The following is a 22,270-nucleotide window of genomic DNA, read 5'->3' on the forward strand; positions in this document are numbered from 1 at the left end:
GAACCCGGAAGCTAAGCCTCAAAGCGCCGATGGTACTGCAGGGGGGACCCTGTGGGAGAGTAGGACGCCGCCGAACAAATTTTGGAGAAAGCCCCTTCCCGGGAGACCGGGGAGGGGCTTTCCGCATTTCCGGACCCTTTCCGGACTACTTCCGGGACCAGGCCCGGACTATTGCGCCGGGGTTGTTCCGTCAGAGCGCGAGCTTGAAGCCGAGGTGGGAGGCCACGAAACCGAGGCGCTCGTAGAAGCGGTGGGCGTCGGTACGGGTAGCGTCGGAGGTGAGCTGGACCAGGCCGGCGCCGAGTTCGCGGGAGCGGTCGACGGCCCACTGGATCAGTTCGCTGCCGAGGCCGCTGCCGCGTTCGTCGGCCTGGATGCGTACGGCCTCGATGACGGTGCGGGTGGCTCCTCGGCGGGAGAGGCCGGGAACGACGGTGAGCTGGAGCGTGCCGACGACCCGGCCTTCGCGTTCGGCGACGACCAGGTGCTGGTTGGGGTCGGCGGCGAGACGGTCGAAGGCGTCCTGGTAGGGCGCCAGGTCGTCGGGGGTCTCCCGGCCGGAGCCGAGCGGGTCGTCGGCGAGCATGGCGACGATTGCGGAGAGGTCGTCCAGGACGGCGGGACGGATGTTCAGGTCGGTCATACCGGAGGACCTTAGTCCAGACCGTTCAGCGGCCCGTGAGTACTCGGTCAGGCGGGATCAGGGAGAAGCAGGGTGGTGGGTCAGGCGCCTGACGGGCCGTCAGGCACCTGGTCCGGCACTGGTGATGACGGCGAAGGGGGCGCCGTGGGGGTCGGTCAGCTGGGCGAAGCGGCCGACGCCGTGGGCGTCCTTCGCGGGGGCGCGGACGGCGCCGCCGAGGTGCCGGGCCCTGTCGATCGTGGCGTCGGCGTCCGGGACCTCGAAGTAGGGGAGCCAGTGCGAGCCGAGGCCGGCCGCCGCCTGCGCGGTGTTCAGCTGCATGATGCCGCCCTGACCGCTGTCGCTACCGCTGCCGGCCGGGGTGAGCACGGTGTAGGGGGCGTCGCCGAACGGGACGTCCTGCTCCTGCCAGCCGAAGACGGAGCGGTAGAAGCTCTTGGCGGCCGTCGGATCGGTGCTCAGCAGCTCGGTCCAGCAGAGGCTGTTGGGGATGGTGACCGCACCGAGGCCGTTGGTTTCCAGCGGCTGCCAGATGGCGAAGCGCGCGCCGGTCGGGTCGGTGAGGCCGGACATCCGGCCGTGGGCGAGGACGTCGACCGGGCCGAAGCGCACGGTGCCGCCGGCCTGCCGGACCCGGGCGACGGTGGCGTCGGCGTCCTCGGTGGCGAAGTAGACCGTCCAGGCGGGGGCGACACCCTCCTCGGTGAGCCGGCCGAGCCCCCCCACGGTTCTGCCGTTCAGCTGGAAGAAGCCGTAGTCCCCGGCCTCGGGGCCGGGCGGGCTGACGGTCCAGCCGAAGAGGGCGGAGTAGAAGTCCCTGGCCGCGCCGGGGTCGGGGCTGCCGAGGTCGAGCCAGACGGGGGATCCGGGGACGAAGTCGGTGGTGAGCATGGAGATCCTTCGACGGACGTGGTCGTGCCCCCTCCGGCATCCTCGGCCCTGTCCCGGATGCCCACAACCGGTGATGCGCGGCCGTGGGGCGGGCGGTGCGGCGGCCGGGGTTCCCGGGTTGTCGGTGCCGGGCGGTACGGTGCGTAGCGGACGGTCACCGGCAGCGGAGTGAGGAGGGGCCCTGTGGGGACGCAGCAGCGGTCGGCCGGGCCTGCGGGCGAGGAGCGCTCCACGCAGGGCCGGCCCGGGAGCCCGGGACAACAGCAGCCGCACCGGCAGAACCAGCAGCAACAGCAACAGCAACAGCAACAGCAACAGCAACAGCAGCCGCAGCAGCGCCAGCTCGCCCAGCTGGAGGGCGTGCTGGAGCGGATCACCTACGCCAACGAGGAGACCGGTTACACGGTGGCCCGGGTGGACACCGGGCGTGGGGCGCACGACCTGCTGACCGTGGTCGGGGCGCTGCTGGGTGCGCAGCCGGGGGAGTCGCTGCGGTTGTTCGGCCGGTGGGGTTCGCATCCGCAGTACGGCAAGCAGTTCACGGTGGAGAACTACACGACCGTGCTGCCGGCGACGGTGCAGGGGATCCAGCGGTACCTGGGGTCGGGGTTGATCAAGGGGATCGGTCCGAGGTTCGCAGAGCGGATCGTGGAGCGGTTCGGGGTGGACACCCTGGACGTGATCGAGCAGGAGCCCGAGCGGCTGATCGAGGTGCCGGGGCTCGGGCCGAAGCGGACGAAGATGATCGCCGCGGCCTGGGAGGAGCAGAAGGCCATCAAGGAGGTGATGGTCTTTCTGCAGGGGGTCGGGGTCTCCACGTCCCTCGCGGTGCGGATCTACAAGAAGTACGGCGACAGTTCGATCGGTGTGGTGAAGAACGAGCCGTACCGGCTGGCGGCCGATGTGTGGGGCATCGGGTTCCTGACGGCCGACAGGATCGCGCAGGCGGTCGGCATCCCGCACGACAGTCCGGAGCGGGTGAAGGCAGGGCTGCAGTACGCGCTGTCGCAGAGCAGCGACCAGGGCCACTGCTACCTGCCCGAGGAGCGTCTGATCGCGGACGGGGTGAAGCTCCTTCAGGTGGACGTCGGTCTGGTGATCGACTGCCTGGCCGAGTTGGTCGCGGAGGAGGGGGTGGTCCGCGAGCCGGTGCCGGGTGAGGCGGGTGAGCCGATCACGGCGGTGTACCTGGTGCCCTTCCACCGGGCGGAGATCTCGTTGGCCAACCAGCTGGTGCGGCTGCTGCGTTCGGAGCCGGACCGGATGCCGGGCTTCGCGGACGTGGACTGGACGGCCGCGCTCGGCTGGCTGGCGCAGCGCACGGGGGCCGAACTCGCCCCGGAGCAGCGGGAGTCGGTGAAGCTGGCGCTGACCGAGAAGGTCGCGGTGCTGACGGGCGGTCCGGGGTGCGGCAAGTCGTTCACGGTGAAGTCGATCGTGACGCTGGCGCTGGCCAAGCGGGCGAAGGTGGTGCTGGCGGCGCCGACGGGGCGGGCGGCGAAGCGGCTGTCGGAGCTGACGGGGGTGGAGGCGTCCACCGTGCACCGGCTGCTGGAGCTGCGTCCCGGTGGTGATGCCGCGTACGACCGGGACCGGCCGCTGGATGCGGACCTGGTGGTGGTGGACGAGGCGTCGATGCTGGATCTGATCCTCGCCAACAAGCTGGTGAAGGCGGTTGCCCCCGGGGCGCACCTGCTGTTCGTGGGGGACGTGGACCAGCTTCCCTCGGTGGGGGCGGGCGAGGTGCTGCGGGACATGCTGTCCGAGGGCAGCCCGATCCCGTCGGTCCGGCTGACCAGGATCTTCCGGCAGGCCCAGCAGTCCGGTGTGGTGACCAACGCGCACCGGATCAACGAGGGGTTGCCGCCGGTCACCGAGGGGCTGGCCGACTTCTTCCTGTTCGCGGAGGAGGACGCGGAGCGGGCGGCCGGGCTCACGGTGGACGTGGTGGCCCGGCGGATCCCGCAGAAGTTCGGTCTGGACGCCCGCCGGGACGTCCAGGTGCTGGCTCCGATGCACCGGGGTCCCGCGGGTGCGGGGAATCTGAACACGCTCCTGCAGGCAGCGGTCACGCCGGCGCGGGAGGGCCTGCCGGAGCGCCGGTTCGGCGGCCGTACCTTCCGGGTAGGTGACAAGGTCACACAGATCCGGAACAACTACGAGAAGGGTCAGAACGGCGTCTTCAACGGCACGGTCGGAGTGGTGACCTCGCTCAGCGTCGAGGAGCAGCGACTGATGGTGCTCACCGACGAGGACGAGGAGGTGCCGTACGACTTCGACGAGTTGGACGAGCTCGCGCACGCGTATGCGGTGACCATTCACCGTTCCCAGGGCAGCGAGTACCCGGCGGTGGTGATTCCCGTCACCACTTCGGCCTGGACGATGCTGCAGCGGAACCTGCTCTACACGGCCGTGACACGGGCGAAGAAACTGGTGGTGCTGGTGGGGTCACGGAGAGCGATCGGACAGGCTGTCCGTGCGGTAAGTGCAGGTCGGAGGCACTCTGCGCTTGATCATCGGCTGACCTCTGGGTGATCATCCAAGAGGGTCGGCCGCTCCGAGGTTGTCTTGACGTAAAGAGATTTAAGGCAGAGCCTAGTCTGACGCCGATCTTGTCCGGTCCATACCGGCACCGGCGACAGCTTTTGTAGGACCGGGCCCTTTTCGGCCCACCCCGGGTGAGCAGCTGTCCCTCGGATGGGGGATCGTAGAGTCAGTCAGGCACCTAGGGATTCATTTCGTCGGTGAGGAAGACGTGAGCGACACATCGGTAGTACTGCGGTACCAGGACGGCGAGTACGAGTACCCCGTCGTCGAGAGCACTGCGGGCAACGCCGGCTTCGACATCTCGAAGCTGCTTCCGCAGACCGGCCTGGTCACCCTGGACAACGGCTTCGGCAACACCGCCGCCTACAAGTCCGCGATCACCTTCGTGGACGGTGACAACGGCATCCTGCGCTACCGCGGCTACCCGATCGAGCAGCTGGCCGAGCAGGGCAGCTTCATCGAGACCGCGTACCTCCTGATCAACGGCGAGCTGCCGAACGCCGATCAGCTGGAGAAGTTCAACGCCGAGATCACGCAGCACACCCTGCTGCACGAGGACGTCAAGCGCTTCTTCGGCGGTTTCCCGCGCGATGCCCACCCGATGGCGATGCTGTCCTCGGTCGTCGGCGCGCTGTCCACCTTCTACCAGGACAGCCACAACCCGTTCGACGCCGCGCAGCGCCACCTGTCGACGGTCCGCCTGCTGGCCAAGCTGCCGACCATCGCCGCCTACGCGTACAAGAAGTCGGTCGGCCAGCCGTTCGTCTACCCGCGCAACGACCTGAGCTACGTCGAGAACTTCCTCCGGATGACCTTCGCGGTCCCCGCCGAGGACTACGAGATCAACCCGGTCATCGTCAACGCGCTGGACAAGCTGCTGATCCTGCACGCGGACCACGAGCAGAACTGCTCGACCTCCACGGTCCGCCTGGTGGGTTCCAGCCACGCCAACCAGTTCGCCTCGATCTCGGCCGGCATCTCGGCGCTCTGGGGCCCGCTGCACGGTGGCGCCAACCAGGCCGTCCTGGAGATGCTGGAGCAGATCCAGAAGGACGGCGGCGACGTCGACAGCTTCATCCGCAAGGTGAAGAACCGCGAGGACGGCGTGAAGCTCATGGGCTTCGGTCACCGCGTGTACAAGGCCTTCGACCCGCGCGCCGCGCAGGTCAAGATCCTGGCGCACGAGGTCCTCGGCCAGCTCGGCAAGTCCGACGAGCTGCTGGAGATCGCGCTCAAGCTGGAAGAGCACGCGCTGAACGACGAGTTCTTCATCTCGCGCAAGCTCTACCCGAACGTGGACTTCTACACCGGCCTGATCTACCGCGCCATGGGCTTCCCGACCAGCATGTTCACCGTGCTGTTCGCCCTCGGCCGGCTGCCGGGCTGGATCGCCCACTGGCACGAGATGATCAACGACCCGGGCAGCCGCATCGGCCGTCCGCGTCAGATCTACACCGGCGTGGAGATCCGCGACTACGTCGGCCTCGACGCCCGCTGACGCAGGCAATCCGAAGGGCCCGGCTGCTCATGGCAGCCGGGCCCTTCGACGCAACGGCGCACGACGCCCGAGGGCGGCCGAGCCAGGAACGGCCGCTCAAAGCGTTCCTGACCGGCCGCACCCCGGCGTCGTGCGCGAGGACCGCCGAACCGGTCGGCAGTCGTCCCGGGGCCCGCCGGAGCCCCGTCGGCGACAGTGGTGGCCCTGCGACGACGTGAAGCCGTTCGCCGCGTCGCCGCCCACCAAAAAGCTGCCGCACTACAAAAGGTAAGACGTATCAGGGGGCGCAAAGTTACGCCAAGGGGGTGTGAGTTGGCTCTCGCCACGCTCTGTGTGCACTCGTACCCCCGCCCATACCACACGATCCGCAGCGCACGGCATCACCCTCCCCGCAGACGCGACAACCCAGCGTGATAGGAATCGTGCCAATCCGGTACGGACCGACCGCGCTTCCCGAAGCAGCGGCGGCGGGGCAGGGAGGGAGTGCGCAGATGGCCAGAAATGTCGTCGTCACGGGTGGCGGCACGGGTATCGGGTACGAAGTGGCCCGGCGCTTCGCCGAGGCGGGTGAGCAGGTCGTGATCGTCGGCCGCCGACGTGCGGTCCTCGAACGGGCCGCCACCGACCTGGGCGCCAACGTCACCCCGCTGGTCTGCGACCTGGCCGACCCGGACGCCGTCGAGGACGCGCTGGCCGGGCTGCCGGACCGGGTCGACGTGCTGGTCAACAACGCGGGCAGCCGGGAGACCGTGATCGGTGCCGGCCCGCACGCCGTGCTGGCGCGCTGGCGCGGGGACTTCGAGCGCAACGTGCTGACCGTGGTGATGCTCACCGAGTCGATCCGGGACCGGCTCACCCAGGGCACCGGCCGGGTGGTCACGGTCAGCTCGATCGCCGCCCTGCGCGGGGCCGGCTCCTACGGTGCCGCGAAGGCCTCGCTGCACGCCTGGAACAACTTCCTGGCCGCCCAGCTCGGCCCCTCCGGCATCACCGCCAACATCGTGGCCCCCGGGACGGTCGCGGGCACCGAGTTCTTCGGACCCAGGCTGGACGACGCCGAGGTGTCCCGGCGGGCCTCCCGGACCCTGCTCGGCCGGATCGGTGAGACCGGGGAGGTCGCGGCGGCCGTCTACTTCCTGGCGTCGCCGGAGGCCGGGTTCATCACCGGCGAGATCCTGCACTGCAACGGCGGCGAGCTGCTCGGACGGTGAGTGCCGAGGCCGTCGGGCAGGTCGAGCGCCGAGGCCGTCAGGTGTCCGGCCGAGCCGTGTGACAGCGGGGCGCGGGGAGTGCGCGAGGCCGGCGACCGCTGTGGCGGGCCGGTCGGCCAGTCCCCGCACCCCGGCCGCCCCGGCCCGGAAGGGCAGCCGGTCAGGCCGCGTCGAAGCGCCTCAGCCGGAGGCTGTTGGTGACCACGAAGACCGAGGAGAAGGCCATCGTGGCGCCCGCCACCATCGGGTTGAGCAGGCCCGCCGCGGCCAGCGGGATCGCGGCGACGTTGTAGGCGAAGGCCCAGAACAGGTTGCCCTTGATGGTGGCCAGGGTCCGGCGGGAGAGACGGATGGCGTCGGCGGCCGAGCGGAGGTCACCGCGGACCAGGGTCAGGTCGCTCGCCTCGATCGCGGCGTCCGTCCCGGTTCCCATGGCCAGGCCCAGGTCGGCCTGGGCGAGCGCGGCGGCGTCGTTCACGCCGTCGCCGACCATCGCCACCGAGTGGCCCTCGGCCTGCAGCCGCTGCACGGTGGCCGCCTTGTCCTCGGGCAGCACCTCGGCGATCACGTCCTCGGGTGCGATGCCGACCTCGGCCGCCACGGCCTCGGCCACCCGCCGGTTGTCGCCGGTCAGCAGGACCGGACGCAGGCCCAGCGCCCGCAGTTCGCGGATCGCCTCGGCGCTGGTGGGCTTGACGGTGTCGGCGACCTCCAGGACGGCGCGGGCGGCACCGTCCCAGCCGACCGCGACGGCGGTCCGTCCGGCGGCCTCGGCGGCCGACATGGCGGCGGCCAGCGCGGGCGGCAGGTGCTGGGCCCGGTCGGCCAGCAGCACCTCGCGTCCCGCCACCACCGAGTGGCCCTCGACCGTGCCCCGGACGCCGCGCCCCGGCACGTTCTCGAAGCCCTCGACAGCGGGCAGGTCGCCGACCCGCTCGGCCGCGGCGGCGGCGACGGCCCGGGCGATCGGGTGCTCGGAGACGTGCTCCAGCGCACCGGCCAGGCGCAGCGCCTGGGTCTCACCGACGCCCTCGGCGGTGTGCACGGCGGTCAGCGCCATCTGCCCGGTGGTCACGGTGCCGGTCTTGTCCAGCACGATGGTGTCCACCGCGCGGGTGGTCTCCAGGACCTCCGGGCCCTTGATCAGGATGCCCAGCTGGGCGCCGCGGCCGGTGCCGACCATCAGCGCGGTCGGGGTGGCCAGTCCGAGGGCGCACGGGCAGGCGATGATCAGCACGGCGACGGCGGCGGTGAACGCCTCGGTGGGGTTGCCGGAGAGCAGCAGCCGGCCGACCAGGGTCGCGAGCGCGATCAGGATGACCACCGGGACGAACACGGCGGAGATCCGGTCGGCCAGGCGCTGGGCGGCGGCCTTGCCGTTCTGGGCCTCCTCGACCAGCCGGGCCATCCGGGACAGCTGGGTGTCGGCACCGACCCGGGTGGCCTCGACCACCAGGCGGCCGCCGGCGTTGACCGTGGCGCCGGCCACCGGGTCGCCGACCGCGACCTCGACGGGGACGGACTCGCCGGTGAGCATCGAGGCGTCGACGGCGGAGGCGCCCTCGACCACCACGCCGTCCGTGGCGATCTTCTCGCCGGGCCGCACCACGAAGCGCATGCCGACGGCGAGCCGGGTGACCGGCAGCCGCACCTCGCGGCCGGACCGGAGCACCGCGACGTCCTTGGCGCCGAGGTCCAGCAGAGCGTGCAGGGCGGCGCCCGCGCGGCGCTTGGAGCGGTGCTCCAGCCAGCGGCCGAGCAGGATCAGGGTGGTGACGCCGGCGGCCGCCTCCAGGTAGAGCGCGGAGGAGGGGTCGCCGGTGCCGACCGAGAGCGAGAAGTCGTGCCGCATCCCGGGCATCCCGGCGTGACCGTAGAACAGGGCCCACACCGACCAGCCGAACGCGGCCAGGGTGCCGAGCGAGACCAGTGTGTCCATGGTGGCCGCGCCGTGCCTGAGGTTGGTCCAGGCGGCGCGGTGGAAGGGCAGGCCGCCGTAGACGACGACCGGGCCGGTGAGGGCGAACGCCAGCCACTGCCAGTTGTCGAACTGGAAGGCGGGGACCATGGAGAGCAGCACCACGGGGACGGCGAGGCCGAGGCTGATCAGCAGCCGCTCCCACAGGGGGTCGGGCTCGGCGGCCGGTCCGCCGGTGGCCTCGGTGGCGGCCGGGCTGGCGGCCGTGTCGGTGGCCGCGGGCGGCGCGGGCAGCTCCGCGGTGTAGCCGGTCCGCTCGATCGTGGCGATGAGGTCGGCCACGCTCACCTCGGGTGCGAAGTCCACCCGGGCCTTCTCGGTGGCGTAGTTGACCGTCGCCTCGACGCCGTCCATCCGGTTGAGCTTCTTCTCGATCCGGGCCGCGCAGGAGGCGCAGGTCATCCCGCCGATGGAGAGTTCCACCCGGTCGCGGACGGCTCCGGGCTCCGTGCCCGGCGTGGTGGTGCTCATGCTCGTTGCTCCTTGCTGGCCTCGGTGCGAGCGTACGGGGCGCGTCGGGGGCGCGCCCCCGTACGGTGGCTCAGGCGGCCGGGCCGACCAGTTCGTAGCCGGCCTCGTCGACGGCGGCGCGCACGGCGCTCTCGTCCAGGGGGGAGCGGGAGGAGATCGTCACCGTGCCGGCCTTGGCGTCGGCGGCGACCTCGGTCACACCGGGAAGCGCGGAGACCTCCTCGCTGATCGACTTCTCGCAGTGGCCGCAGCTCATGCCGCTGACGGTGTACGTGACGGTGCTGGACATCGGGGCCTCCGGATCGGTTCCGCCCGAGCCGGGACGCTCGGACGCTTGCTGGGTTCGCGCTTCTGCCTGCTCGCAACACAATACCCCTAGGGGGTATTCCTTGGGCAAGGAATGTGGTGCGCGTCGCAGTCTGCGCCCTCGGTGGGCCGAGGGGATCGCGTGACACCCCGGCGGCTGCCGCGGTGCGGGAGTGCCGGCCGGTGCGGCTGCTCCTGCAGTTGTCGGTGCGGAACGACGGGTGGTTCCGGCGCGATCGTGGGACCACCCGTTGAGGCGAGTGCATCGTCGGGTCGGCTCGGGCGGGGTGAGGGGTGCACCTGCTGCCCGGCGCGCGAGGCGGGCGGCTCTCCAGGACCTCTCCGGGACCTCACCGGGGCCTCTTCGGGGCTTCTTCGGGACCTCTCCAGGGCGTCCTCTGAGGCCGAGCTGCCGAGTGCGCCGGTGATGCCGCCGATCCCGGAGCGGGCGAAGATCCGCGCGGTGCCGACGTCGGCCGCGGAAGCGCTCGTAGGACCGGACCGCGAGGGTGGCCGGGGCGGATTCCTCCGATATGTTCGGTATGTGTTCCGGAACCGCCGTGCCCAGTCACCCGCGAAGCCCCGGCCGACCGGGTTGCCGCGGGCCAGGCGGGAGAGCGCGCTCCTCGCCACCGACCTGCAGGACCTGTCCTTCCGGCGCCGCGCCACCCCCGCACTGCTCGCGATCCTGGCGGTCTCGGTCACCGACTTCTTCTCCGGGCAGGACCGCTACCTGGCGCCGCTGATGGTGGTGGTGCCGTCGATCGCCGCCCTCGTGCTGCGCCCGGCCGAACTGCTGCTGGTCTGCTCGCTCGGTTTCTTCGCGCTGCTCGGGCTGAGCCACTACGACCAGATGGACAACCTGCAGGACGGCCGGTTCCTCTTCGGGGCGATCCTCAGTTACGTCGTGTTGACGGTGTTCAGTGCCTGGCTGGCCCGCCTGCGCATGCACCGGGCTGCCGCGTTCGCCGCCGTCAGCTCGGTGGCCGAGGCCGCCCAGCGGGCCCTGCTCAGCCTGCCGGGGCCGTCGGTCGGGCCGCTGCGGCTGGCCGTCCGGTACGTGTCGGCGGCGGACGCGGCGCGGATCGGCGGGGACCTCTACTCGGTGCTCGACACCCCGTACGGCACCCGGGTGCTGGTCGGTGACGTCCGGGGCAAGGGCCTCGGGGCGGTGCAGACCGCAGCCGTGGTGCTCGGTGCCTTCCGCGAGGCGGCGTACGACGAGAACGGCCTGCCCGCGGTGGCGTCCCGGATCGAGGCCAGTGTGGAACGGCACGTGCCCGACGGGGAGTTCACCACCGCGCTGTTCGCCGAGTTCCGCCGACCGGGGACGATGGAACTGCTGCACTACGGGCACGTCCCGCCGATCAGGGTCGGGCCGGACGGGACGGTGACGGTGCTGGAGGCCGCCGATCCGTGGGTGCCGCTGGGGCTCGGCAAGCTCGCGAGCGGGTCGCCGGACAGCGTCAGCCTGCCGTTCGGGCCCGACGACGTCCTGGTGCTGTGCACCGACGGCGTGATCGAGGCCAGGCACCACGACTCGGGCGAGTTCTATCCGCTGACCGAGCGGGTCGGCCCGCTGGTGCGGGACGCGGCCCGCTCGGCGGCGGAGTTGGAGAGCGCGGTCGGGCGGATCTACGCGGACCTGCTGGCGCACACCGGCGGGGAGCTCGATGACGACGCGCTGCTGCTGCTGATCTCCCGCACCGACCACGACCCGTCTCAGCTCGGGTGACCTGCCGCCGGCCTCCGACGGCGGACCACCGGGTACCGCCGCGGGGACGCGGCGGGCCGTTCGCGCGGCCACCCGCGCCCCGCGGCGCTGCCCGGCGGGTGGGCCCGGCGGCTCAGGCGGCGCGGGCGGTGTCCGCGAGGGCGTGCAGGATCAGGGCGGTCGAGGTCGCGCCCGGGTCCTGGTGGCCGGCGCTGCGGGGACCCAGGTAGGAGGCGCGCCCCTTGCGGGCCTGGAGCGGCACGGTGTCGCGCGCACCCTGGGCGGCGGCCGCGTCCGCGGCCTCCGCCGCGGCGAGCAGACCGTCGGCGGCGGCCGCCTCGAAGGCGGCGAGGGCCGGCGTCCAGGCGTCCACGATGGTCTTGTCACCGGGCTGGGCCCCGCCCAGCTGCTGGATGGCCAGCAGGCCCTCCGCCAGAGCGGCGGCCAGCTCGGCCGGGGTGACCGTGGCCTGCGGCAGCGCCTTGCCCATGGCCCGGAACGCGCTCCCGTACAGCGGCCCGGAGGCCCCACCGACCTTGGAGATCAGGGTGCTGCCGGTCTTGGCGAGGACCGCTCCCACGGAGTCGGCCTCCAGCGTGTCCAGCGCGGTGACGACGGCGCTGAAGCCACGGCGAAGGTTGCTGCCGTGGTCGCCGTCGCCGATCGCCGAGTCCAGCTCGGTGAGGTACGGCTCCTGCTGCTCGACGGCGGCGGCGATCCCTCGGATCCAGGCGACGGCGAGTTCGGTGTCCACTTCGGTACTCCTCCAGGGACGGATCGAGGTCAGGACCAGGTCAGGGCGGGGGTGGCCACCGGGGCGTCCCACAGCTCCAGCAGCTCGCGGTCGGCCTTGGTCAGGGTCAGGGAGAAGCCCGCCATGTCCAGGCTGGTGACGTAGTTGCCGACCAGGTTGCGGGAGATGTGGATGCCGCGCTCGGCGAGCCTGGCCCGGACCTCCCCGTAGACCACGTAGAGCTCCAGCAGCGGTGTGCCGCCGAGCCCGTTGACCAGGGCGATCACCTCGTCGCCCACGTTCAGCTCGTGGTCGGCGAGGATGGTGTCCACCACCTCGGCCGCGAGCTGGGCGGCCGGGCGGTGCCGTTCGCGGCGGCGCCCCGGCTCGCCGTGGATGCCCACGCCGACCTCGATCTCGTCCTCCGGCAGGTCGAAGCCCGGCTTTCCGGCCGCCGGTACGGTCGCCGCGGTGAGCGCGACGGCGAACGACCGCGAGGCGGCGTTGACCCGTCGGCCGAGTTCGGCCACCTCGTCCAGCGCCGCGCCGCGCTCGGCCAGCGCGCCGGCGATCTTCTCCACCATCACGGTCGCACCGGTGCCGCGGCGGCCCGCCGTCCAGGTGGAGTCCTCCACCGCGACGTCGTCGTTGACCAGGACGGTGCGGATCTCGACACCCTCCTCGGCGGCCAGCTCGGCGGCGAGCTGGAAGTTCATCACGTCGCCGGTGTAGTTCTTCACGATCAGGACCACACCCGCGCCGCTGTGCACCGCCTGGACCGCGGTCAGCATCTGGTCGGGCACCGGGGAGGTGAACACCTCGCCGGGACAGGCGGCGTCGAGCATGCCGGGCCCCACGAAACCGCCGTGCAGCGGCTCGTGGCCGCTGCCGCCGCCGGAGACCAGGGCGACCTTCGGGCTGCTCGGCCGGACCGCTCTGGTGATCACCCGGTTGGGAATGTCCACCGCCAACTCCGGGTGGGCGGCGGCGAATCCGGTCAGCGCATCCGTCAGGACGGTCTCCGGCGAGTTGATCAGCTTCTTCAAGGCACACTCCCTCGGCAGATCTTGAAAGCGACGTTACGCCAGCGGGGACGGCTTGGTGAGCGATACGACACGCCGAGTCTCGAACTGGTCGTCGAGTGGCGGGCGGTGATGCGGGCTAGGGTCGGGGCATGGGCAAGCACGTGGGTATCGTTCTCGTCTCGCACAGCCCCGCCATGGCGGCCGGACTGCGCGAGCTCCTCGCCGAACTCGGCTCCGACGCCGTTCCGGTGGCAGTCGCCGCGGGTACCGAGGACGGCGGTCTCGGCACCAGCTACGAGCTGATCGTCCGCGCGCTGGCGGAGGCGGACGGCGGCGCCGGGGTGGTCGTACTGCCGGACCTCGGCAGCTCGGTGCTCACCGCGCGGACCGCGCTGGAGGACCATCCGAGGGACGGGGTGGTGCTGGTGGACGCGCCGTTCGTGGAGGGCGCGGTGGCGGCCGTCGTCACCGCCTCGGCCGGGGCGGCGCTGGCCGAGGTGGTCGGGGCGGCCGAAGAGGCACGCGGCTTCCGGAAGTTCTGAGCCGTCCCGGCGGGGTGGCCCGTCCTGCCCCCCGAAGGCCTACTTGGCGTCGGCGTAGCAGTCCGCGACGGTCGCGCTGAGCGGGAACCGGACGGGTGTGTCGCCGAAGACCAGGGTGCGGGCCTCCTCGGCGGCGTCCGCCACGGCTGCGGCGACCTGGTCGGCCAGGTTGAGCGGGGTGTGCACCATCACCTCGTCGTGCTGGAAGAAGACCAGGTGCGGCCGGTCCGGGCCGGACTCCAGGGCGGTCAGCCGCCGGCGCAGCGCGGCGAGCAGGGCGAGCGCCCAGTCCGCCCCGCTGGCCTGGATGACGAAGTTCCGGGTGAACCGCCCGCGCGCCCTGGCCGAGCGGCCGCCGGCCTCCCCGGCCGTCTCGGGTGCCTCCGTCAGGTCCAGCCAGTCGGCGGTGGGGGGCGGGCAGGTGCGGCCGAGCCGGGAGCGGACGATCCCGCCGTCCTCCCCGGTGCGGGCCGCGGCCTCGACGTACCCCATCGCGGCCGGGTAGCGGCGGCGCAGGGTGGCCAGCAGGGGGCCGATGTCGCCGCCGGTCTGCCCGTACATCGCGCCGAGCAGGCCGAGTTTCGCCTTGTCGCGGTCGCCCTGGAAGGCGGTGGCGGCGAGTGCGTCGTAGAGGTCGCCCTCGGCCGCGCTGCGGGCCAGCCCGGCGTCCTGGGAGAGCGCGGCCAGCACCCGTGGCTCCAGCTGGGCGGCGTCGGCGACGACCAGGGTCCAGCCGGGGTCGGCCACCACGGCACGGCGCAGGATGCGCGGGATCTGCAGTGCGCCGCCGCCCCGGCTGGCCCAGCGGCCGGAGACCACGCCGCCGACCACGTACTCGGGGTGGAACCGGCCGCCCTTGGCCCAGGCGTCCTGCCAGGCCCAGCCGTGGGCCGCGTGCAGCCTGGAGAGCTCCTTGTAGCGGGTCATCAGGCGGGCGGCCGGATGGTCGACCCGGTTCAGCTCCCAGGAGCGGGTGGAGCCGAGCTGGATGCCCTGGTCGGCGAAGGCGCGCAGCACCTGGGTGTGCGAGTCCGGGTTGAACGGGCGGCCGCCGAGCGCCTGCTGCAGCTCGGTGGCCAGCTCGGCGAGGCGGCGCGGCTGGGTGCCCGGGACCGTGGGGCGCGGGCCGAGCAGTTCGGTGAGCAGCCGGTCGTGGATGTCGGTGCGCCAGGGCAGCCCGTCGAAGGCCATCTCGGCCGCCAGCAGGCCGCCGGCCGACTCGGCGGCCACCAGCAGGCGGAAGCGGGAGCGGGCCGCCGGGTCGGCGATGGCCCGGATCCGGCGCTGCTGCTCGGCGTGGACGGCGATCACCGCCGCCAGCGGATCGGTGCCGGACGGCAGCTGGAGGCGGTCCGGGGCGAAGAGGCTCTCCTGATCACCCGCGTCGGCGCTCTCGGGCAGGTCGGCCGGGACGGGCAGCCCCTTGATCCTGGCCCAGGCGGCGCCCAGGGAGCGCGGCGCGCCCCAGGCGCCCTCGTGGCCGAGCAGCAGGGCCTCGGTGAGCCGCAGATCGTGGCAACGGGCCAGCCGGCCCGGCAGCAGCGGTGCGTACGCGCTGTCGGCGGCGGCCCAGACCCAGCGCGGCTGCTCGGCGGCCTCCCGCTCGGCGACGGCGGCGGCGAGCGAGGACGCCCGGACGGGCGGGCCGAGCGGGCTGCCGTCCTCGGCGAGCGGCTGGAGGCGCCCGCCCGGGCCGTGCGGGTCGGGCACCAGAGCAGTACGGGGGGCCGGGGCCATGGGGTCTCCTCCTCTCGGGCGGGCGTTCGCCCGACCGTAGCGCCCGGTACTGACAACGGTGATTCGGGGCGCGCCGGGCGGCCAGGGTCTCCTCGGCGGCCCCCGGCTGTCCTCGGGCGTCTTCGGGCGTCTTCGGGCGTCGAGGGTGGGGCGGACGGCCGACCGGACGGGTGCCGCGGCCTGTCCGCGTCCCGCCGTGCGGGGAACCGCGCGAAGCGGCGGGGTCCGAGGTGCGAGGTGCTCACCGGGCCCGGCCGGCCACCGGTGTCCCGCGGCTCGCGTGGGTCCCCGCATTGTTGGAGGAGCACTGTTCCGCAGGGTCCGCCGGGACCGGCCGGGCGAGGGCCGAGAGGGCCGATCGGGCCGTAGGCAGCAGGCATGACAGCGCGTAAGGTTCGGGCAATGAGCGACAACCCCTTCTTCGAGCCCAGCACCCTGGTCTACGAGCTCCCGCCCTTCGCCGAGATCCGGGAAGAGCACTACCTGCCCGCCTTCGAGCGCGGGATGGCCGACCAGCTGGCCGAGATCGCGGCGATCGTGGCCGACCCCGAGCCGCCGAGTTTCGACAACACGCTGGTGGCGTTGGAGCGTTCGGGTGCCCTGTTGCGGCGGGTGCAGCTGGTCTTCCTGAACCAGATCGCCTCCGACGCCACCCCTGTTCTGCAGGAGCTGGATGCCGAGATCAGCCCCCGGCTGGCGGCACACGCCGACGCGATCCACCTCGACCCGGCGCTCTATGCCCGGGTGCGCGCCGTTCACGAGGCCCGCGAGAGCCTGGACCTGGACGCCCAGGCGCTGCGCCTGCTGGAGCGTCACCACACCCGTTTTGTCCGGGCCGGGGCCCGGCTGTCGGGTGCCGAGCAGCAGCGGCTGCGGGAGATCAACGCCCAGCTGGCGTCGGACTCCACGGCCTTCAGGCAGAACGTGTTCGCCGACACCAGGGCCCGCGCCCTGGTGCTGGACAGCGCCGAGCAGCTGGACGGCCTGCCGGCCGGTCAGATCGCCGCAGCCGCCGAGAACGCCAAGGCGCTCGGCCACCAGGACGGTTCCTACGTCCTGAGCCTGAAGAACTTCTCCAACCAGCCGGAGCTGGCCGCGCTCACCGACCGCACCGTGCGTGCCCGGCTGCTGGAGGCCTCGCTCGGCCGTGCCGTCGAGTCCAACGGCCCGGTGGCGGTCCGGATGGCCGGGCTGCGCGCCGAGCGCGCCGCACTGCTCGGCCACCCCAGCCACGCCGCGTACGTGGTGGCCGACGAGACCGCCAAGACGGTCGAGGCGGTGGACACGATGCTGGCCCGCCTGGTGCCCGCCGCCGTCGCCAACGCCGAGCGCGAGGCCGCCGAACTCGCCAAGGCCGCGGCGGCCGACGGCATCGACGAGCTGGCCGCGCACGACTGGGCGTACTACTCGGAGCGGGTCCGCAAGGCCGTGTACGAGCTGGACACCGCCGCGTTGCGCCCGTACTTCGAGCTTGAGCGGGTGCTGCACGACGGGGTGTTCTTCGCTGCTCGGCTGGCGTACGGGCTGACCTTCACCGAGCGCCCCGAGCTCACCGGGTACCACCCGGACGTCCGGGTCTTCGAGGTGTTCGAGGCCGACGGCAGCCCGCTGGGTCTGTTCCTCGGCGACTTCTACGCCCGGGAGTCCAAGAGCGGCGGCGCCTGGATGAACGAACTGGTCGGGCAGTCCGAGCTGCTGGGCCAGCGTCCGGTGGTGGTCAACAACCTCAACATCGCCCGGCCGGCCCCCGGCGAGCCCGCCCTGCTGACCTGGGACGAGGTGCGGACGCTCTTCCACGAGTTCGGCCACGCGCTGCACGGCCTCTTCTCCGCCGTCCGCTACCCGCTCTTCACCGGGACCGAGGTGCCCCGCGACTTCGTGGAGTTCCCGTCCCAGGTGAACGAGATGTGGATGGACTGGCCCGAGGTGCTGGCCAACTTCGCCAAGCACCACGTGACCGGCGAGCCGCTGCCGACCGAGCTGGTGGACAGGATCGCCGCCGCCGAGCAGTTCGGCCAGGGCTTCCGCACGGTCGAGTACCTGGCCGCCGCGCTGCTCGACTGGGCCTGGCACACCGTTCCGGTGGGCCGGGAGATCGCCGACGCCGCGGAGTTCGAGGCGGCCGCGCTGGCCGAGGCCGGCCTGGCACTGCCCACCGTCCCGCCGCGCTACCGCACGACGTACTTCAGCCACATCTTCGCGAGCGACTACAGCGCGGGCTACTACGCCTACATCTGGTCGGAGGTGCTGGACGCGGACACCGTCGAGTGGTTCCGCAGCAACGGCCGTCCGGTGCGCGAGAGCGGCGAGATCTTCCGCGCCGAACTGCTGTCGCGGGGCGGCAGCGTGGACGCGCTGGACTGCTTCCGTGCGGTGGTCGGCCGTGATCCCGAGATCGCCCCGCTGCTCGCCCGGCGCGGGCTCACCGGGGCCTGACCGCCGGCACCGCGGACGGCGACCGTGCACAGCGCCCCAGGGCCGGTGCGCGGTCGCCGTCCGGCTCCGGGCCGATCGGCCCGGAGCCCCGGTCCTAGTTCGCCGGGACGATGGAGAACGAGCCGTTCCGCAGAGCGGTCTCGGTGTACTGGCCGCTGTCGATGGCCTGCGGCGAGTAGGCGTCGAAGGTCTGGCCGTTCACGGTGACGTTGCTGAAGTCCAGGCTGTCGAAGGACGGGTAGCTCTGGGACGGCGACTCGATGACCGCCTCGGCGCTGACGTTCTGGGCGCGCAGCCGCTGGCGGGTGGTCTCCGTCCAGCCCTTGGTGTTGTCGGTGAGCTTCAGGGTGTAGGTGCTGTTGCCGGCGTACACGACGCTGCCGGTGAAGCTGTCCCCGGCGTCCACCGGGTCGTTGAAGTACTTCGGCGGCGCCGGGTACATCTCGTACCAGCCCGAGTAGACGGGCGAGCCGCTGGAGCAGTCCACCTGCACGCCGGTCTGCTCCACGGTCTGCGAGCCGTAGCCGTCTATGCCGACCCAGGGGGCGAACAGGTCGTCGGAGGTGTTGCACTGCACCTGCGGCATGGTCCAGGAGCCGGTGACGGTGCGGAAGTTGCTGCCCTGGGCGACGTAACCGCCCCAGACCCCGCCGTCGTAGTTGTACGAGCCGGGCGAGTGGTGGCCGTAGTAGTGCGTGGTCGGTGCGGTGCGGGCGGGTGTGGCGGCGCTCGCGGGTGTGGCGATCGCGGCGGTGGAGACCGCGAGCAGGACGGCTGCCACGGAACCGGCGGTGCGGATTGCGCGCATCGAGAACTCCTGGTGGGGGTTGGGGACTTCGGCGGACCGTCGGACCGGTGGGGTCGGTGGCCGGCGGAACGCTGTCGCCAACAGTGCGGTCCGCACCGCCCCGGACGGAAGGCAATGAGCGGGTCAGGAACGCGTCATGGCGGGTACATGACTTGCCGGTACTCCCTTGCTTTCGCCCGTCCGATGCCACAGAGTCGGACTCCGCCTGCGGACTTCTCGCTCAGGAAGGGTCCGGGAAGGGGGGTACCGATGCCGGAGCTCGCTGGGGCCAGATTCGCCGGGTTGGGCATCGGCGCGGACGCGGAGGAGCTCTATCTGCGGCTGCTCGACGCCGGCAGTGCCTCGGCGCAGCAACTCGGCAGCTGGGTCGGTCTGAACGCCGAACGCTCGGTGGCCGCGCTGGAGTCGCTGGCCGCCCACGGCCTGGTGGAGCGGCCGGCCGACGGGCGGCGGAGCTGGACGGCTGCCGCGCCGGACGTCGCACTGGAGGAACTGCTGCTCCAGCGCGAGGTCGAACTCCGCCGGGCGCGCGGCCGGATCAACGAGCTGATGCGCACCTACCGCCGACGCCAGTCCGGTACGGGCGAGTTGGTCGAGGTGATCAACGGGCGCGAGTCGATCGCCGAGCTCTGGCGCAGCCTGCAGCTGGGCGTCCGCGAGCAGTTGCGGGTGCTGGACCGGCCGCCGTACATCCGGCGCACCGATCCGGAGACGGGACTCGCCGTCCTGGGGCGGGGCGTGGCCATGCGGGCGGTCTACGAGAGCCGGGTGCTGCGCGAGCCCGAGCGGGTGGCGGAGATCCGCAGCTTCGTCCGGGGCGGCGAACAGGCCAGGGTGCTCCCGGAGCTGCCGCTCAAACTGGCGTTGATCGACTCGCGCTGGGCACTGCTGCCGGTGAGTGCCGGGACCGAGCTGCAGGCCGTGCTGCTGGTCAGACCGTCCTCGCTGCTGGACGCGCTGATCGGGCTGTTCGAACTGTACTGGTCGCATGCGATGCGGTTCCCGGCGGCGGACACCGAGGCGGAGCCGGAGGACCGGCACCAGCGCCTGCTCAACCTGCTCGCCGCCGGGCTCACCGACGAGAGCATCGCCCGCCAACTCGGCGTCTCCACCCGGACGGTGCAGCGCTGGGTGCGGGAGCTGATGGACCGCTTCGGCGCGCGCACCCGCTTCCAGGCCGGGATCCAGGCCGCCCGTGCCGACCTGCTCTGACGGTCTCGGAAGGGGTGGGGCGGCGGCGGCCCGGTCGACGGTGCGGATGGCGGCTCGGGCGGCGGCGTGGGCGGAGGTGCGGGTGGCGGCCCGGCTGACGGTGCGGTCGACGGTGTGGGGCGGAGGCTCCGATGGCCTGCGAGGGGCGGCACGGCGCCGGTGCAGCCGACGGCTCAGCTGATGACGAGGGTGATCCGGGTGTCCGGCGCGGTGCGTGGCAGCAGGATCCTGGCCAGTCCGGACCGCCCGGTGCCCGGCTGCTCGACCACCACCGCCGTGGCGCGGGCGCCGCTGACGCTCACCCGGGCCCGGCCGGGGAAGCTCCCGGCGGGGAGCACCACGTCGGTCCAGCCCGCGCCGGTGGCGCCCGTGCGGCCCGCGGTGAAGGTGAGGCGGTAGACCCCGTCCTGGTAGGACTCGGTGACGGGGAGTCCGGCGAGGGCGGCCGCGTAGGGTCCGAAGGCGGGCCCGTTGCCCGGGGCGGGCCGGCCGTCCGGGCCCAGGGCGCAGTAGCCGCCGTCGCCCCGGCACCAGTACCACATCGTCCAGGCGTCGGCGAAGCCCGTCATCGCGGCGACCTGGCGCCGCACCAGCTCCGTGTTGCCGGGGGTGCGGGCGTCGGGCGGTCCCCACTCGCCGACCAGGACGGGAAGGCGGTCGGCCCGGGGGTAGGCGGTGACGGCGGCGGTGTAGTTCTCGATGAAGCCGTCGGACGGGTCCCAGTCCCGGCCCGCCTCCACGGCGGTGTCGTAGAAGTGCGGGGCGTAGCCCAGGCGCGGAGCGCCGCCGCGCGGGTCCGAGAAGGCCGGGAGCCGGGTCGGCACGCCCTGGCCGACCAGGACCGTCGGCTCCACGAACAGCCACGAGCGGGCGTCGACCCGGCGGATCGCCGAGATCAGCCGCCGGTACATCCCGGCGAGCCGCCCCTGCTCCAGCTCGGCGGCGGACGCCGCCAGGACGGCCGGGTCGCTCGGGTCGCCGTCGACCGGGCCGAACGGCTCGTTGAACAGGTCGTAGCCCAGCAGGGAACGGTGAACGCCGAGTTCGCGGGCGACCCGGGTGTAGAAGTCGGTCTGCCACCGCCGCAGGTCGGGATCGTCGTACAGGTGCCGGAAGGCGGCCTGTACGGCGGGCTGGAAGTACCCGGCGAACCAGTCGTCGGGGTCGGGCGTGAACGGCAGCCCGTCGTCGCGGGTGGCCCAGACCGGGATGCCGCGGTCCCCGCCGCCGAACTTCGGCCCGTACACGTCCTGGTGGAAGTCGACGACGGCCAGCAGCCCGTACTTCTCGGCCCAGTCGAGCAGGTGGTGCAGCTTGGTCAGCTCGGCCCCGTCGTAGGAGCCCCGGGCGGGTTCCAGCCGGGTCCAGGAGACGGCCACCCGGATCAGCGTGAAACCGTGTGCGGCAATGGACTTGAGGTCGCCCTCGGTGGTCTCGTCGTACTTGTCCACGTTGAAACCGCGCAGCTGGAGCGTCCGGCCGCCCGGGTCGGTCAGCACGGTGCGGCCGTCGACGGCCGTGGCGGTGCCGGTGGGGAAGCGGGACGTGGTGGTGCCGGCGGGGACGCCGGACGGGGCGGTGGCCGCCGAAGCGGCGGTAGGGGCGGCCGGGTCGGGCACGGCGGCGGTCGTACCGAGGACGGCGGCGGTGGCGAGGGTGAGTGCTGCGGCGGTTCGGCAAACACGCACGGGGCACCTCGGGCGGAGGAGGAGTGGTGAGCGCCGATGATGCCCCACGGCCCGGGGCCGCACAAGAGGTGAGGAGTGCTCATGTTCCTCCGCGGCAGGTCAGCCGGTCGGACCGGTGCCCGGAGTCTCCGTCGGGGGCCGGGTGGCGACCGCGGACTGGACGACCGCCAGGGGCAGCGTCGCGGCGGCCGCCAGCCGGCCCCAGAGCAGGTCGGCCAGGGCCTGCACCATTCGCGAGCGGGGGCAGGGCCGCTGTTCGAGCCACCAGTCCCCGGCCGCCAGCACCATGCCGGTGATCGCCCGGCCCCAGGTCTCGGAGAGCAGCGGGCCGTCCGCGCCGAGGTCGACCTGGATCTCCACGGCCTTGCTGATCTCGTCGGCGATCTGCCGGAGTGCGGGTGCCAGGGCGTTGCCGGCCCCGGTCGGGTCGCCGGGCTCGGGGTGGGTCAGCAGCCGGTACACCTGCGGCCGGGCCTCGATCGCGGCGAGGTAGGTGTCCAGGACGTGTTCGACCCGGTCGCGGCGCTCCAGCGGCTCGTTGAGTGCCGCCCTGACGGCGGCCAGCAGCCCGGAGGTGTGCCGCTCGGTCAGCGCGCCGATCAGCCCGTTCCGGTCGCCGAAGTGCCGGTACAGGATGGGCTTGGTGATGCCGGCCTCGGCGGCGATGGCGTTCATGCTGGCGCCCGGACCGTCGCGCTGGACGACCCGGTCGGCGGCGTTGAGCAGCTGCTCGCGGCGGGGCTCCCCGGTCGGCGAGGTGGCGTCGGTCGGCACGTACTGGCTCCTGGGTGCGGTGTGTCGGCGGGTGGGCTCGGCGTGTCGGGCGGTGC

Annotated in this window: 17 protein-coding genes and 1 rRNA gene; 8 read left to right on the forward strand and 10 right to left on the reverse strand. The window is 72.6% G+C overall.

Annotated elements, in window-relative coordinates:
- Nucleotides 1-76, forward strand: a 5S ribosomal RNA gene (gene rrf / locus ACFC1R_RS10890); the annotation flags it as partial.
- Nucleotides 77-190: 114 nt separating this feature from the next.
- Here rrf and ACFC1R_RS10895 read toward each other — a convergent pair.
- Nucleotides 191-643: a GNAT family N-acetyltransferase gene (locus ACFC1R_RS10895; protein WP_375936075.1), complete on the reverse strand. Its 453-nt coding sequence runs from the start codon at nt 641-643 to the stop codon at nt 191-193.
- Between the two features lie 99 nt (nt 644-742).
- Complete coding sequence (locus tag ACFC1R_RS10900; protein WP_375936078.1) at nt 743-1,534, reverse strand: VOC family protein; 792 nt, start codon at nt 1,532-1,534, stop codon at nt 743-745.
- A gap of 351 nt (nt 1,535-1,885) precedes the next feature.
- On the opposite strand from ACFC1R_RS10900, the gene ACFC1R_RS10905 reads away from it, so the two are divergent.
- From ACFC1R_RS10905 to ACFC1R_RS10915, 3 genes are all read left to right on the forward strand, one after another.
- Nucleotides 1,886-4,069: an ATP-dependent RecD-like DNA helicase gene (locus ACFC1R_RS10905; RefSeq protein ID WP_375936403.1), complete on the forward strand. Its 2,184-nt coding sequence runs from the start codon at nt 1,886-1,888 to the stop codon at nt 4,067-4,069.
- Between the two features lie 220 nt (nt 4,070-4,289).
- Nucleotides 4,290-5,579, forward strand: a complete 1,290-nt coding sequence (locus ACFC1R_RS10910) for a citrate synthase (RefSeq protein ID WP_375936081.1) — start codon at nt 4,290-4,292, stop codon at nt 5,577-5,579.
- 491 nt (nt 5,580-6,070) lie between these two features.
- Entirely contained in the window at nt 6,071-6,790 is a 720-nt protein-coding gene (locus tag ACFC1R_RS10915; protein WP_375936084.1) for an SDR family NAD(P)-dependent oxidoreductase, read from the forward strand.
- A gap of 160 nt (nt 6,791-6,950) precedes the next feature.
- Here ACFC1R_RS10915 and ACFC1R_RS10920 read toward each other — a convergent pair whose 3' ends face one another.
- On the reverse strand, nt 6,951-9,239 hold the full coding sequence (locus ACFC1R_RS10920) for a heavy metal translocating P-type ATPase (RefSeq protein ID WP_375936087.1): 2,289 nt from the start codon (nt 9,237-9,239) through the stop codon (nt 6,951-6,953).
- A 70-nt stretch (nt 9,240-9,309) separates the two neighbouring features.
- Nucleotides 9,310-9,528 (reverse strand): heavy-metal-associated domain-containing protein, encoded by a 219-nt coding sequence (locus tag ACFC1R_RS10925; RefSeq protein ID WP_375936090.1) that lies wholly within the window; start codon nt 9,526-9,528, stop codon nt 9,310-9,312.
- A gap of 561 nt (nt 9,529-10,089) precedes the next feature.
- On the opposite strand from ACFC1R_RS10925, the gene ACFC1R_RS10930 reads away from it, so the two are divergent.
- Nucleotides 10,090-11,280 carry a PP2C family protein-serine/threonine phosphatase gene (locus tag ACFC1R_RS10930; protein WP_375936093.1) on the forward strand — a complete coding sequence of 397 codons (1,191 nt, stop codon included), beginning with the start codon at nt 10,090-10,092 and terminating at the stop codon, nt 11,278-11,280.
- Nucleotides 11,281-11,392: 112 nt separating this feature from the next.
- On the opposite strand, the gene dhaL is transcribed toward ACFC1R_RS10930, so the two are convergent.
- Nucleotides 11,393-12,013: a dihydroxyacetone kinase subunit DhaL gene (dhaL, locus tag ACFC1R_RS10935; RefSeq protein WP_375936096.1), complete on the reverse strand. Its 621-nt coding sequence runs from the start codon at nt 12,011-12,013 to the stop codon at nt 11,393-11,395.
- Between the two features lie 29 nt (nt 12,014-12,042).
- Entirely contained in the window at nt 12,043-13,038 is a 996-nt protein-coding gene (gene dhaK / locus ACFC1R_RS10940; protein WP_375936099.1) for a dihydroxyacetone kinase subunit DhaK, read from the reverse strand.
- A gap of 128 nt (nt 13,039-13,166) precedes the next feature.
- On the opposite strand from dhaK, the gene dhaM reads away from it, so the two are divergent.
- Nucleotides 13,167-13,559: a dihydroxyacetone kinase phosphoryl donor subunit DhaM gene (gene dhaM / locus ACFC1R_RS10945; protein WP_375936102.1), complete on the forward strand. Its 393-nt coding sequence runs from the start codon at nt 13,167-13,169 to the stop codon at nt 13,557-13,559.
- A 39-nt stretch (nt 13,560-13,598) separates the two neighbouring features.
- Here the strand turns inward: dhaM and ACFC1R_RS10950 are convergent, their stop codons facing one another.
- Complete coding sequence (locus ACFC1R_RS10950; RefSeq protein WP_375936105.1) at nt 13,599-15,296, reverse strand: bifunctional 3'-5' exonuclease/DNA polymerase; 1,698 nt, start codon at nt 15,294-15,296, stop codon at nt 13,599-13,601.
- A 402-nt stretch (nt 15,297-15,698) separates the two neighbouring features.
- On the opposite strand from ACFC1R_RS10950, the gene ACFC1R_RS10955 reads away from it, so the two are divergent.
- Complete coding sequence (locus ACFC1R_RS10955) at nt 15,699-17,732, forward strand: M3 family metallopeptidase (RefSeq protein WP_375936109.1); 2,034 nt, start codon at nt 15,699-15,701, stop codon at nt 17,730-17,732.
- A gap of 94 nt (nt 17,733-17,826) precedes the next feature.
- Here ACFC1R_RS10955 and ACFC1R_RS10960 read toward each other — a convergent pair whose 3' ends face one another.
- Nucleotides 17,827-18,540 (reverse strand): G1 family glutamic endopeptidase, encoded by a 714-nt coding sequence (locus ACFC1R_RS10960; protein ID WP_375936112.1) that lies wholly within the window; start codon nt 18,538-18,540, stop codon nt 17,827-17,829.
- A 249-nt stretch (nt 18,541-18,789) separates the two neighbouring features.
- Between ACFC1R_RS10960 and ACFC1R_RS10965 the strand changes: the two genes are divergently transcribed.
- Nucleotides 18,790-19,752, forward strand: a complete 963-nt coding sequence (locus tag ACFC1R_RS10965; RefSeq protein WP_375936115.1) for a helix-turn-helix domain-containing protein — start codon at nt 18,790-18,792, stop codon at nt 19,750-19,752.
- A gap of 173 nt (nt 19,753-19,925) precedes the next feature.
- Here ACFC1R_RS10965 and ACFC1R_RS10970 read toward each other — a convergent pair whose 3' ends face one another.
- Complete coding sequence (locus ACFC1R_RS10970) at nt 19,926-21,440, reverse strand: cellulase family glycosylhydrolase (RefSeq protein ID WP_375936118.1); 1,515 nt, start codon at nt 21,438-21,440, stop codon at nt 19,926-19,928.
- Between the two features lie 99 nt (nt 21,441-21,539).
- Nucleotides 21,540-22,214 (reverse strand): TetR family transcriptional regulator, encoded by a 675-nt coding sequence (locus ACFC1R_RS10975; RefSeq protein ID WP_375936121.1) that lies wholly within the window; start codon nt 22,212-22,214, stop codon nt 21,540-21,542.
- Nucleotides 22,215-22,270: the final 56 nt, after the last annotated feature.

The organism is Kitasatospora sp. NPDC056138, assembly GCF_042264695.1.
Lineage (GTDB): Bacteria > Actinomycetota > Actinomycetes > Streptomycetales > Streptomycetaceae > Kitasatospora.

What these genes read in the sequence shown, in the direction of transcription:
- ACFC1R_RS10895 (WP_375936075.1), bottom strand. Translation starts at nt 643, where the DNA reads ATGACCGACCTGAACATCCGTCCCGCCGTCCTGGACGACCTCTCCGCA.
- ACFC1R_RS10900 (WP_375936078.1), bottom strand. Translation starts at nt 1,534, where the DNA reads ATGCTCACCACCGACTTCGTCCCCGGATCCCCCGTCTGGCTCGACCTC.
- ACFC1R_RS10915 (WP_375936084.1), top strand. Translation starts at nt 6,071, where the DNA reads ATGGCCAGAAATGTCGTCGTCACGGGTGGCGGCACGGGTATCGGGTAC.
- ACFC1R_RS10920 (WP_375936087.1), bottom strand. Translation starts at nt 9,239, where the DNA reads ATGAGCACCACCACGCCGGGCACGGAGCCCGGAGCCGTCCGCGACCGG.
- ACFC1R_RS10925 (WP_375936090.1), bottom strand. Translation starts at nt 9,528, where the DNA reads ATGTCCAGCACCGTCACGTACACCGTCAGCGGCATGAGCTGCGGCCAC.
- dhaM (WP_375936102.1), top strand. Translation starts at nt 13,167, where the DNA reads ATGGGCAAGCACGTGGGTATCGTTCTCGTCTCGCACAGCCCCGCCATG.
- ACFC1R_RS10950 (WP_375936105.1), bottom strand. Translation starts at nt 15,296, where the DNA reads ATGGCCCCGGCCCCCCGTACTGCTCTGGTGCCCGACCCGCACGGCCCG.
- ACFC1R_RS10955 (WP_375936109.1), top strand. Translation starts at nt 15,699, where the DNA reads ATGAGCGACAACCCCTTCTTCGAGCCCAGCACCCTGGTCTACGAGCTC.
- ACFC1R_RS10960 (WP_375936112.1), bottom strand. Translation starts at nt 18,540, where the DNA reads ATGCGCGCAATCCGCACCGCCGGTTCCGTGGCAGCCGTCCTGCTCGCG.
- ACFC1R_RS10965 (WP_375936115.1), top strand. Translation starts at nt 18,790, where the DNA reads ATGCCGGAGCTCGCTGGGGCCAGATTCGCCGGGTTGGGCATCGGCGCG.